The organism is Bifidobacterium sp. POST2/T3 (B1) (assembly GCF_058197115.1).
On sequence record NZ_JBVPQK010000067.1, the window covers coordinates 1 to 11,810 of the forward strand.

Consider the following 11,810-nt stretch of genomic DNA (forward strand, 5'->3'; position numbering starts at 1 on the left):
TTCAACAAGCGCTCCGGCATGACCGGCCTGACCGGCCATGGCGACATGCGCGAGGTCCACAAGCTGATCGCCGAGGGTGACGAGGACGCCAAGCTGGCCCTGGATATCTACATCCACCGCATCGTCGGCTACATCGGCAACTACACGGCCCAGATGGGCGGCCTGGACGCTATCACCTTCACGGCCGGCGTTGGCGAGAATGATGAAATCGTGCGTCGCCGGGTCATCGAGCAGTTGGAGCCCTTCGGTGTGAAACTGGACCAGGAGAAGAACGACCAGCGGTCCAAGGAGGCCCGAATCATCTCCACCCCCGACAGCACGGTCGCCGTCTGCGTCATCCCCACCAACGAGGAACTCTCCATCGCCCGCCAGGCCGAGGTCGTCGCCAGCCAGGGCGATGCCTACGGCAACAAGTTCCAGGCCTGACCGTTGACCGGACCTTTCCCCCTCAACCCAACTGATGGTTGGATGATGGATGACTGAGGTCAGGGTTCAGTTTTGAGAACTTGGTCCTGAGAACCAAGGAGGCTGGTGACCACAGCAATACATGTGGTCACCAGCCTCCTTCTATATGTCATATATCATATATGTCAGTCGCCCAAGGCCGCCAGGGCCTCCTTGTGCAGAAGACCGTTACTGGCAAGACCATTGCCACCCCAGGGACCCGGATTGCCCGCTAGGTCGGTAAAGTTGCCGCCGGCCTCGGTCACAATGGGGACCAGGGCACCCATGTCATAGAGGTCAAGTTCCGGTTCGGCCGCCAGGTCGATGGCACCCTGGGCCAGGAGCATGTACTGCCAGAAGTCGCCGAATCCGCGCAGCCGCCAGATCCGGTCGGTCAGGTCAAGAAGCCGCTCCCGGCAACCTATGGCCTTCCACCCAGTCAGCGATGACAAGGACATAGAGGCATCTTCCATCCGATCCACTCTTGAAACGTGGATGGCCCTGGGAACTTCACCCTGGCGAGCCATGTAGGCTCCCTGACCCTGCGCAGCATACCAGCGGGTGCCCAGCATGGGAGCAGAGACCGCACCGACCACCATCTGATGGTCTACCTCCAAACCGATAAGGGTCGCCCAGACGGGGACCCCGCGCACATAGTTCTTGGTCCCGTCAATCGGATCGATGATCCACCGTCTGCCGTTGGACTCCTGCTTTCCCAGCTCCTCGGCATAGATGGTATCGTTCGGTCTAGCTCGGGCTAGGACGCGACGAATTACCGCCTCCGCCTCTTTGTCAGCCTGAGTAACCGGGGTATTGTCCGCCTTGCGTTTCACTTTAAGATCCGGCGACTTGAAGTAGCCAACGGTGACCTGATCCGCCTGATCGGCCATGGCAATGGCCAAGTCCAGATCCTCCTGCCAGGTCTGCCTTTCAGCCTCGATGCTCATAATACGGCTCCTTTTCGCTTGAATCGCTGTGGCTCAGCCTTGGCCCTCGCCTGCCAGCATTCGCTTCCACATATCAGGAAAGTCAGGCATGGTCTTGGCCGTGGTGCCAATATTGCGCACCCGGATGCCAGGTATCTTGAGCCCAATCATGGCAGCAAAGGTGGCCATGCGGTGGTCAGCATAGGTCTCGATGACGGCCCCGTGCATGCTCTGAACAGGCACAGGCTCAATTGCCAGGCCATCATCCAGCTCGCGAGCCTGGCCGCCTATTCTGGTGATTTCTGTGACTAGCGCTTTCAGCCGGTTGGTCTCATGACCACGCAGGTGGCCGATGCCGTGCAGGCGGCTGCGCCCGTCGGCAAAGACCAAGATGGCTGCAATAGAGGGCACGATCTCCCCTGCCGGGGACAGATCGAAGTCGCCGAGTCCATGGATGGCCTCCCCGCCGGTCACCCTGCATGTGGCGCTACCCTGCACGTCGCGAACCCTGTTTACCTTCGCGCCCATAATCTCCAGATACTTGGGCAGCAAGCCACCTGGCTGTGTGGTCCGGTCTGGCCAGTTGGGCACACTGACTTGCCCACCTCCTATCAAAGCCGCTCCCAGGAAAGGGGCCGCATTTGACAGGTCGGGCTCCACCTGGACCTGATCAGGCAGTTGCGTCCCACCAGTTCCCCTACCTTCAACGCTCCACCTGCAGCGGTCGGGATTGGCCTGAACCTGGACTCCGGCCTGACGTAGGTCTTCAACGGTCATGGCAATATGAGGAAGACTGGGGAGATGCTGTCCAGAGTGAACGATGGTCATAGTGCCATCAGCCCTGGCAGCCAGCAGCAGAAGGCCAGAAATGAACTGCGAGGATGCCGAGGAGTCTATGGTCACCTCTCTGCCAACCAGATGAGTCGGCGGCGTGAGCACAAAGGGCAGGAAGCCCTCTTGGCCCAGGTACTCGATCCTGGCTCCCAGCTGGGTCAGGCCGTCCAACAGGGGCCTCATAGGGCGCCGATAGGCCTGCTGGTCTCCGTAGAAGTGTGTGGGGCCGTCAGCCAGCATGGCCAGGCCCGGCACGAAGCGCATAACGGTTCCAGCCAGTCCACAGTCCACCCGAGCGCCGCCACGGAAACGTCCGCCTGACGGTGGAACAACTGTCACTTCCGTAGGGCTGTCAAGGTCAGCCCGACAGTCCACGCCAAGGGCCTCTAGAGCCTGAATCATCAGGTCCGTATCACGCGACTTGAGCAGACCAGTCAACCTGACAGGGCGACTTCCCAGGGACGCCAAAATCAGATACCTGTTCGAGAGGGACTTGCTCCCTGGTATGGTCACCGTTGCATCCAAGGGGCCACCCGCCTGCGGCGCCACCCATGTCTCTTCCACTGTCATGGTCACCATGGTAACCGCAGGCGCAGAGCTGTTTCCGCTCCCTGCTCACCTCTAGAGGTCCAGTGAGGACCCGACCCTGTGCTATATTGATACATTGTGCTCATACGTTGATACTTATGAGCGCCGGGCTATAGCGCAGCTTGGTAGCGCGCCTGCTTTGGGTGCAGGATGTCGCCGGTTCAAATCCGGCTAGCCCGACTTTTGCCTTCGTCCCATGTCGGGAGTCGGATCCTTGGTGTTCATGCCCAGCAAACCTGTAAAGAAAATCGCCAGAGCCAGCAGGCCTGTCAAGCCCGCATAAATAGACATGGTAATGGCGATGCCGACCAAATTGCCTAGGGTCAGAAAGATCATCTGCCCCAGAGGTGCCCCTATCATCATGACAGTCTGTACCACTCCCATAGTTGCAGCCAAGTGGTCCTCGGCCACTGTGCTGATGAGCATAGTCATGAACCGAGGGTTGATCTTGCCCAGAAAATAGTTCATGACCAGGAGCAGAAGGAACAGCAGGACAGGAATGTGCAGCCAGACCAGGTTGACCCCTACCATGGCGGCTGTGGCCATGACTCCGGTCAGCAGGTGGGCCATGGACAGCCGCCGGAGCGGATCTGAGGCAAGGAGTGCACCAAGGATGAGTCCCAGGGAGGAGATGCCGTTGACGGCAGCTATGGTCGTTCCATAGCTTCCCCACCAGACCCCGGGCATGGAAATCAGCCCCAGGTTGATCAGGGGCTGCAGAGCCGTCCCCAGAAGGTTGACCAGACAGCCGAAGCCCACCATCAGGACCAGGAAGGTGGAGCTGCGGAACTCCCCCAAGGTCACACGGAGGCTGGAGGACAGGCCCACATGCTTGCCCACAGGTGAACCATTGTCTGAGACCTCCGCCCTGGCGAATTCCCTATAGCCTATGGCTACCAAAAGCCCCGCCAACAGAAAGGTGGCTGCGTTGATCAGCGCGAATACAGCGAATCTGTTGCCCAGGATAGCGATCAACACCGCACCTCCGCCTGCACTGATGACAGCCGCGACATTGGATGCAGCGGAGGTGATTGAGGTCGCCTGATGGAGCTGGCCTGGCTGGACCAGGTGTTTGAGGACCGGCATCCACAGACTTCCTGCATATCCCTCCAACATGGAAGATGTCATGTCCATGGCTACCAGCAGCAGAAAGACGGGCAAACTCTTGGACCTGCCGATTGTCATGGCCATAGCCAGGTAAATACACACCTGAATCAGCTTGATCACAACTTGCATCCGCGTCTTGTGCGCGGTGCTGTCGGCCAGGTATCCGGTCAGGATGGCCGTCAGAGCTGGAGCCACCCAGGCAATTGAGGCTACGGAGACGGCCAGTCCGGCAAAGGGCATGGTCTGGGCATAGACAATGAAGACGATGTTGAAGAGCTCGCCTCCGACCGTATTCAACAGACTGGCCAGAACCATGGTCACGAAAGGCTTGTTCTTCAGAAGTTCCTGCATGGTCGGCAGCCGTTCAGGGCAGTTCGATCTTCATGAGAGTCCGGTGAAGCAACCACCAAGCCGGCAGGGAGGCCAGGAAAATGATCAGAAGCACCAGCGCCGACAGCAGCAGGGAGAGGGAGAGCAGGTTGCCCACTACAGCGTCCAGCAGGAGCAGGACCGCGAACATGATGGGCAGCGAACGCTTCCAGAAGCCTATAGAGAGGGCGATGCCAACCAACCCCACCAGTCCGGCAAGGCTGGTAACCAGCATGAGGAGAACCTGTTCAAGCAGACTGCCTGGCGAGCCCGTTCCAAGCGAACCCACAAGACGGTCGATCAGTAGCATGACGGTCAGGGTGATGGCCGTCCCAGCCAAGTAGGAGAGCGCAGTGAAGAGGCCGACGAAGATCAACTTGGCCAGCAGGATTCGGCTTCGCGATATGGGGAATGAGAGGGTGAGCGCCAGGTTCCTCCCCGTATAGGGCTCAATGAAGACCAGGTTGCAGAGGGCAGCAGCCACCAGGGAGAAGCCCACCAGAAGGATGACCATGGCCATCTGCAGCACGAAGGCCAGGCTTGACAACCGAGGATCTGACCGTCCGCTAGTGTGGCCAATGGCCAGGAACATGCCTCCGATGGCCAAGGCTGCGGCCACTACTGCCAGCCCTCCGAAGATGCAGGGCCATAGCCTGGTCTTTTTCAGTTCTAATTTCAGCAGCGTCTTCATATCAGCCCTCCATGGCCTTGACCAGGGTTCGCTCGGCGACCTCCTGGCCCTGATTGAGAAGCTCCGGCACGCTGGTCCGCAGGCTGACTCTGCCGTCCGCCACGACCATCACGTGGTCGGCTGTGCGCAACACTTCGGAGAGAATGTGGCTGGAAAAGAGGATTGCACTCCCCTGGGCTGCCAGGCTGCGCAGGCTATCTCGCAGCTGTCCGATGGCCACAGGGTCCAGTCCGTTGAGCGGCTCGTCCAGTAGGTAAAGGTCAGGATGATGACCCATGCACCTGGCCAGGGCCAGTCTCTGCCTCATGCCCATGGAATACCTGCCGACAGGCGTGGCTGAATCGGCGGCCAAACCGACCTTGTCCAAAAGTTGGCTGATCCCGGTAGGCTCGGCATCCCTATGCTCCCGGTCTGCCAATGCCAGGTAGGTCAGGTCAATCTCAAGATTCTCCCTAGCGCTGAGGGACTCATAAAAGACCGGCTCGTTGATGAACACTCCCATCCTGGCCAGATTGCCCGGGTAGTCTTCGCTCAGAGGCCTCCCCAGAAAACAGATTCTGCCGCCGACAGGCCTCTGCATTCCGGTCAGGATCTTCAACAGCGTGGACTTGCCAGCCCCGTTGGCACCTAGCAAGCCCAGAATCTCGCCCTGTCCCAGGGTCAAATCCAGTCCGGACAGCACCTCCCTGCCTTCAAACACTTGGACAATTCCGTCCGCCTTCAGCACCTGCATAAAACTCCTTTCAAAAATACCGATGGTATGTTTGGTGGAAACAAAAACCATTACTCGTTGAGTGCCCGAATCTTGCTAGTAGACAGAGCCCTCTTGGCCTTAAGATATCTATCGGCTCTAAGAGACCCCTTGATCCTGATTCTTGTCAGATTCCTCTTGCGTGGACTCCCCGCTGGTGGCAGTCAAAGGATTGCTCTTCAGATGTGCGTGCAAATGCACGGCCGCACGAATAACCCGATCATCGATGACAGGCGCCCCTATTCCCTTGAGCATATCCGCCAACAGGGAGAACTTGGAGACCACCTGGTCCCGGGTCATGGTCGAGAATCGAATCCCTATCCACATGTTGAGCAGGATATAGAGCACCTGGGCCAAATCCTCGGGATTGCAAGGGGCAATGGAGCCGTCCTCCACGCCTTCTCGAACGTAGGGGGTGATCACGTCCACAATCCTGTCCATGGATTTCAAGTACATCTCCCCGACCATGCGGGGGCTCTTCAACAGGGTTCTGGCTGAAAAGGTCACATCGAGACGCGAGTATGCCGACAGGGAGGCAATCAGCTCGTTGCGCAGTTTGTCAAGGCCAGTTTTTCCGGGCCATTCCCCCAGCCAGTCCCCCTGGGATGAGGACGAAGCCATGCGCTCAGTGACCGCATGGAAAATGGCCGTCTTGGATGGGAAATGGTAGTAGACCGCCCCCTTGGTCATGCCGCCCAGGCCGTCGACGATGTCCTGGATGCTGGTTCCGTCGTAGCCCTTTTCCAGAAAGAGCCGCTGGGCTACATCGAGGATCTGATTGCGATGTCCTTCGGGATCCTTCGGCGTGCCCATGCAGTGCTCCCCTCCTTGTCAACGCATCGACGTCTGACCATCATGGCCCGACAATCTCTTGTTACAGGAAGCTATCATACCACTGGTATGTTATGTCTACCTATTCATAGCACTTGCCAACTCGACATTAATCCTTCTGCAGGCGACGAATGGCCTCATGCTGGATGGCCACCACCGCCTTGGCATCGGCGACTCCCGCTGCACAGAGCTCCTGCCAGGAAACCCAGGCCGACTGGATATGCTCACCCGGGTCGAAGTCGGTGGGCCCCTGATGCCAGCGACGCAGATGCAGGACCACGATGTGTCCAAGCTCGTCGCTCATGCCTAGGGATGAGTAGACATCGGGAGCGGCATCGATCCAGCCGTCCTCCGGATCCAGATTGCTCTCGGAGCCCCGAGCGCCCTCGGGCCCGGGGACCAGACCCGTCTCCTCACGCAGTTCGCGCAGGACGGCCTTGACCGGGCTCTCCCCCGGGTCGATGAAGCCGGCTGGCAGGCCGAATACGTAGGCCTGGGCGCCCACCCGGTACTCGCGGGTCAGCAGATAGGCATCGGAAGCGCAGTCGTGCACCAGCATGACCACACAAGGGGCGTGACGGATAAGCTGCCGGTCGATGGTTTCCTTGGAACCATCACGCCGGAACATGGCCACCTGCTGCTGGTCGATAACGAATATCGGGCCGCGAAAGACCTCCCTGTCATCCATCAGCTCGGGAGCGCGGGTCATATCGATACCCTTGGGTCCCTGACCATCGCGGCCTGCCAGTCTGGCGGCCAATCGTGTCTGCAGATCCTGCGCTTCGTCGCTCATGAAATCACTCCTCCTCAACCATCAATCCTCAGCCGTCAGCGCACCACCATGGTCCAGGGATCGGTGATGATGGATGAGACCTCCACCTGCGGGCGAACACCGGTAGCCGTCTCCATGACCCTGGCAATGTCTCCCTTGGCGTAGTGGAACCAGAGGCTCTCGATGGCGGAATGCGGGGTGTTGATCAGCATGGGTCTGGGCTGATTGGGACGACCCGCCATCCGGGCCTCATAAAGGGCCTGCTGGTAGGCATCCGTGGCAGGATGATGGCGCAGATCGCTGGTGATGTAGACATCTGCCCCCGTGGACCGAACCAGGTCGAACTCGGAGTCCCCCGAGCCGGGCAGCAGGGCGACTGTGGAGACCATGGCATCGTACGGACCGACCGCCTGAACACCCAGAGCCGTCTTGGGCAGGAGGCCCACCACGGTATGGACCAAATCCTCAAATGGTACGGGCCTCGGAAGCCGTCCCCAACGACCCAGGCCTACCTGGATCCCCTGATCGGCGTGCAAATCGCGGTTTGAGAGCGGCTGAGGAGCCAACGGTCTCGCATCCTGCAGGTCCAGGGCATCGGCAGCCGCCTGGGCCACGCCGCGGTAGGCGGCATCAGCGTTGGTATGCCCCACCCAGAGCCCGCAGTGGCCCTCGATCAGCCTGGTTATCATGTCCCCGCGGAAGTCCAGGCCGGAAACCTGGTGGACCGACCTGAAGAAAAGCGGATGATGGGTGATCAGCAGGTCGGCCTTGTGATCCAGAGCCTCCTGAACCACATCGGGCCGAGGGTCCACAGCGCACCAGATCCGTCTGACCGGCCAGGACGGATCCCCCGCCACCAGACCCGGATGATCCCAGTCCTCCGCGTAGTCCAGAGGGTAGAGCCCCTCCAGCAGATCCACCACCTGGCCCAGGAGCACTGAACGCCCCTGAACCTCATCCTGTCGGTCAGACATGACGATCCCTCCTCGGATCCTGCTGGGCCCAGTCCACTCCATGTCAGGTCAGTGAGCAGCCAGCTCCCAGTCCTGGCCGATGCCGGTGGACACGTCCAGGGGCACGGCCAATTCAACGGCATGTTCCATGGAATCCTTGACCAGCTTAGTGGCCTTGTCAGTCTCTCCGGGAGCGATCTCCACCAGCAGTTCATCGTGGATCTGCAGGGAGATGCGGCTCTTCAGCCCCTGGTCGGACAAGGCACGGCTGGCCTTGATCATGGCGATCTTCATGATGTCGGCAGCCGACCCCTGGATGGGCGCATTCAGAGCGGCCCTCTCGGCGGCCTCACGGGTGGGACGCCGCTTGGAGCGCAGCCCAGGGAAGTAGCGCCGCCGCCCGAACATGGTCTCGGTGTAGCCCTTCTCCCGGGCATCGGCCACCAGGGACTCCAAGTACTCATGGACCTTGCCAAAGGTGGCGAAGTACTTGGCGCGCAGCACATCAGCCGCGGCCGGACTGATCTTGAGCTGCTGGGCCAGGCCATAGGTGCTCAGTCCATAGGCCAGGCCGTAGCTCATGGCCTTCACATGGGAGCGCTGGTCCCCGGTGACCTCCTCCATGGGGATGTCGTAGACCAGGCTGGCCACGTACCGGTGGAAGTCGGCACCCGACTTGAAGGCGTCGATCAGGGCCTGGTCCCCGGAAAGGTGGGCCATGATCCGCAGCTCCACCTGGGAGTAGTCCGAAGAGAGCAACGCCTCATACCCGCTGCCAGGCACGAAGGCCGAACGGATCTCACGGCCCCGGGCATCCCGGTTGGGGATGTTCTGCAGGTTGGGATCGACCGAGCTCAGCCGACCAGTGGCGGCCACGGTCTGCTCGTAGGTGGTGTGCAGCCGCCCATCCCGGGGGTTGACGGCCTCTCGCAGGGTCTGCACGATCTGTTTGAGCTTGTTGGTCTCCCTGTGTTTGAGCAGGGCGCCCAGGAAGTCGTTGGCCCGCTCGTTGTTGACTGATTTGATGTAGAGGTCCTGCAGGACCGAGACGTTGGTGGAATAGGACCCGGTCTTGGTCCTGTGGGTGGGCACCAGGCCCATGTCATCGAAGAGCACCTTGCTCAGCTGCTTGGGGCTCTGCAGGTTGACACGGCTGCCGGCCCTATCCCAGGCGATTTCCTGAGCCTGGCGGGCCTCGGCGGCGAACCGGTCGTGCATATCCTTCAGGCGGGCATCGTCCACCTTGGCGCCCTCGGTCTCCATCTGCGCCAGGACTGCGGAGGTGGGCAGCTCTATGGTTCGCAGTAGTCCGTATTGATGACGCTCGTCCATAAGCTCCTGCAGACGTTCAGAAACCATCATGACGTACTGCGCCTGACGCAAAATCCGAGTCCCCCGTCGGCGTTCGTCCTCATCCTCTCGCCCGTCCAAAGCCAGGGCTCCCTGGGTGGCCTCAGGCTCCTCCTCTACTGGGATGGCCAGGAAATGGGCGACGGCCTGTTCCAGGTTGTCGGCATGGAAATCAGGCTGGGCCAGGTAGCCTGCCAGCTTGGTGTCAAACAGAGGCAATGGCATGTGCAGCCCCTGGCTCTCCAGTAGATGCAGGTGCTCCTTGTAGCCATGGACCACACAGGTGCCGATCCGCTGGTCTATAAGTTCCTGAATGGCACCGCGCATGTCTACGTCAATATCTTCTGCCATGAGGACCAGACCGTGACCGTCCATAGAGAGAATAGCCAACTCTTCCAGGCCATAGTCGCCATGCTTGGCCCAGCCGATGGCGTGGAGAACCCAGTGCTCCTTCATGGCTTCGCTGCAGCGCATGGCGTTCTGATCGGAGTCGCCGATGTCCTTGATTTTGTCCAGGGAATCAGCCATGGCCTTGACGTGGTCCGCCGAGCGCCGACAAAGGGCCTTGTTCGGTAGATGCTTCTCGCACCAGTCTCTCAGCTGGTCGGCGGACTCCGCCTTATCACGCTCAGGCTGGGTGAACTCCTCCTGCTCGTTACTTACGTCGACCAGGGCGGAAGCCGACGAATAGTCGTAATCAGCGACAGTATTGAATCCCCGCAGGATCTTCTTGCGGGTCTGCGGGCCAAACTGCAGCTGCTCAAAGATGGGCAGAACCTGATCCGTATGGATTGTGCCGAAAAGCAGATCCTCGACCTTAACGCCCAGATCCAGGTCGCGCACCAGGGCATTGACCTTTCGGTTGAGCCGCACCTGGTCGGCATTATCCGCCAAGGCCTGGCCCTTCTTGCCGCCGATCTCGTCAGCGTGCTCCAGAATGGAATCAAGCGATCCATACTTGTTGATCCATTTGGCGGCATAACCGTCGCCCACGCCCGGCACACCGGGGATGTTGTCGGCTCCCTCGCCGCGCATGGCGGCCAGATCCGGGTACTGCTCCGGGGTCACCTTATAGCGGTCCATGATGGCCTGGGGCGTCATGTGCTTGAGGTTCTTGAAGTGGTGGCCTGGATAGAGCACAGTGATGTCGTCGTCCACCAGCTGGAAAGCATCTCTGTCCCCCGACAGGACTAGGGTCTTGAACCCGGCCTGCTCCCCCATGGTGGCCAGCGTTCCGATGATGTCGTCGCCCTCATAACCCGGCTTTTCGATATAGGTAATACCCAGGCCTTTGAGCAAGTCCTGGATCAGAGGCAGCTGGCTCAGCAGTTCCTTGGGAGCGGCCTCACGGGTGCCCTTGTACTGGGGCAGCATGGCGTTGCGGAAGGTGCCGCCCTTGACGTCAAAGGCCACGCCCATGTGGGTGGGCTTCTCCTTGGCCATGACATCCGCCAGCATGGTGGCAAAGCCCCATACCGCGTTGGTGGGCTGCCCTGTCGAGGTAGTGAAGCTCTCGACGGGAAGGGCATAGAAGGCCCGGAAGGCCAGCGAATGTCCATCGACGACCAGCAGGGTGCGGCCGTCCTTGTCCTGCTTCTTCGTCTGGTCTTCCATAGAAGGACTAACGGTCGTTCTGATTGGTCACGTTGTTGATGACCACGTCGGCCACCTCCTGCATGGTCAGCCTGCGGTCCATGGAGGTCTTCTGGATCCAGCGGAAGGCCTCGGACTCGGTCATGCCCATACTCTCCATGAGCAGACCCTTGGCCCGGTCCACACGCTTGCGGGCTTCGAAACGGGCCTTCATGTCGGTGACTTCGTCCTTCAGGGCGTTGATCTGGTCAAAGCGAGAGATGGCCACCTCAAGGGCCGGCAACAGCTTTTCCGGAGCGAAGGGTTTGACGACGTAGGCCATGGCCCCAGCATCAGCCGCCTTCTCGACCAAGCTCTGCTGGGAGAACGCCGTCAGCATAACCACAGGAGCCAGATTCTCCTTGCCGATCTCAGTGGCGGCGGTGATGCCATCAGTGCCAGGCATCTTCACGTCCATAACGACTACATCGGGCCTCAGCTCGCGAGTCAGATCAATGGCCTCCTGGCCGCTGGCCGCCTGACCTACCACGTCATAGCCGGCATCCTCGAGAGCTTCGACGGTATCGAGCCTGATCAAAGCCTCATCTTCCGCCACAACCAC

General features: G+C 60.2%; 10 protein-coding genes, 1 tRNA gene and 1 pseudogene. 2 read left to right on the plus strand and 10 right to left on the minus strand.

Going from position 1 to position 11,810, the window contains the following annotated elements:
* Window positions 1-426 (plus strand): annotated as a pseudogene (locus AC0AP0_RS04850) (acetate kinase); the annotation flags it as partial.
* A 164-nt stretch (window positions 427-590) separates the two neighbouring features.
* On the opposite strand, the gene hisN reads toward AC0AP0_RS04850, so the two are convergent.
* Both hisN and aroA read right to left on the minus strand, forming a co-directional pair.
* Window positions 591-1,391 (minus strand): histidinol-phosphatase, encoded by an 801-nt coding sequence (gene hisN / locus AC0AP0_RS04855; RefSeq protein ID WP_490429549.1) that lies wholly within the window; start codon window positions 1,389-1,391, stop codon window positions 591-593.
* 33 nt (window positions 1,392-1,424) lie between these two features.
* The gene (aroA, locus tag AC0AP0_RS04860) at window positions 1,425-2,780 is read right to left on the minus strand and encodes a 3-phosphoshikimate 1-carboxyvinyltransferase (RefSeq protein WP_445342810.1); all 1,356 of its coding nucleotides are present in this window, start codon (window positions 2,778-2,780) and stop codon (window positions 1,425-1,427) included.
* 118 nt (window positions 2,781-2,898) lie between these two features.
* Between aroA and AC0AP0_RS04865 the strand changes: the two genes are divergently transcribed.
* Window positions 2,899-2,972 (plus strand) — tRNA-Pro (locus AC0AP0_RS04865).
* On the opposite strand, the gene AC0AP0_RS04870 is transcribed toward AC0AP0_RS04865, so the two are convergent.
* From AC0AP0_RS04870 to AC0AP0_RS04905, 8 genes are all read right to left on the minus strand, one after another.
* A complete protein-coding gene (locus AC0AP0_RS04870) occupies window positions 2,964-4,250 on the minus strand; it encodes an MFS transporter (protein WP_490429550.1) in 1,287 nt (428 codons plus the stop codon). The genes AC0AP0_RS04865 and AC0AP0_RS04870 overlap by 9 nt on opposite strands.
* Window positions 4,251-4,263: 13 nt before the next feature.
* On the minus strand, window positions 4,264-4,959 hold the full coding sequence (locus tag AC0AP0_RS04875) for an ABC transporter permease (RefSeq protein WP_490429551.1): 696 nt from the start codon (window positions 4,957-4,959) through the stop codon (window positions 4,264-4,266).
* Between the two features lies 1 nt (window position 4,960).
* Window positions 4,961-5,692: an ABC transporter ATP-binding protein gene (locus tag AC0AP0_RS04880; RefSeq protein WP_288804445.1), complete on the minus strand. Its 732-nt coding sequence runs from the start codon at window positions 5,690-5,692 to the stop codon at window positions 4,961-4,963.
* Window positions 5,693-5,809: 117 nt separating this feature from the next.
* Window positions 5,810-6,523, minus strand: a complete 714-nt coding sequence (locus AC0AP0_RS04885) for a TetR/AcrR family transcriptional regulator (RefSeq protein WP_198187164.1) — start codon at window positions 6,521-6,523, stop codon at window positions 5,810-5,812.
* A gap of 127 nt (window positions 6,524-6,650) precedes the next feature.
* On the minus strand, window positions 6,651-7,334 hold the full coding sequence (locus AC0AP0_RS04890) for an NUDIX hydrolase (protein WP_490429552.1): 684 nt from the start codon (window positions 7,332-7,334) through the stop codon (window positions 6,651-6,653).
* Between the two features lie 35 nt (window positions 7,335-7,369).
* Window positions 7,370-8,287, minus strand: coding sequence for a Nif3-like dinuclear metal center hexameric protein (locus tag AC0AP0_RS04895; protein WP_490429553.1), 918 nt, complete (start codon window positions 8,285-8,287; stop codon window positions 7,370-7,372).
* A 48-nt stretch (window positions 8,288-8,335) separates the two neighbouring features.
* Window positions 8,336-11,230 carry a DNA polymerase I gene (gene polA, locus AC0AP0_RS04900; RefSeq protein ID WP_490429554.1) on the minus strand — a complete coding sequence of 965 codons (2,895 nt, stop codon included), beginning with the start codon at window positions 11,228-11,230 and terminating at the stop codon, window positions 8,336-8,338.
* Window positions 11,231-11,237: 7 nt separating this feature from the next.
* A partial coding sequence (locus tag AC0AP0_RS04905; RefSeq protein WP_490429555.1) for an ANTAR domain-containing response regulator occupies window positions 11,238-11,810 on the minus strand: 573 nt, incomplete at its 5' end.

Bases quoted from the DNA above. Each gene is read 5' to 3' on its own strand.
- AC0AP0_RS04880 (WP_288804445.1), bottom strand. From the start codon at position 5,692: ATGCAGGTGCTGAAGGCGGACGGAATTGTCCAAGTGTTTGAAGGCAGG.
- AC0AP0_RS04890 (WP_490429552.1), bottom strand. From the start codon at position 7,334: ATGAGCGACGAAGCGCAGGATCTGCAGACACGATTGGCCGCCAGACTG.
- AC0AP0_RS04885 (WP_198187164.1), bottom strand. From the start codon at position 6,523: ATGGGCACGCCGAAGGATCCCGAAGGACATCGCAATCAGATCCTCGAT.
- polA (WP_490429554.1), bottom strand. From the start codon at position 11,230: ATGGAAGACCAGACGAAGAAGCAGGACAAGGACGGCCGCACCCTGCTG.
- AC0AP0_RS04895 (WP_490429553.1), bottom strand. From the start codon at position 8,287: ATGTCTGACCGACAGGATGAGGTTCAGGGGCGTTCAGTGCTCCTGGGC.
- hisN (WP_490429549.1), bottom strand. From the start codon at position 1,391: ATGAGCATCGAGGCTGAAAGGCAGACCTGGCAGGAGGATCTGGACTTG.
- AC0AP0_RS04870 (WP_490429550.1), bottom strand. From the start codon at position 4,250: ATGCAGGAACTTCTGAAGAACAAGCCTTTCGTGACCATGGTTCTGGCC.
- AC0AP0_RS04875 (WP_490429551.1), bottom strand. From the start codon at position 4,959: ATGAAGACGCTGCTGAAATTAGAACTGAAAAAGACCAGGCTATGGCCC.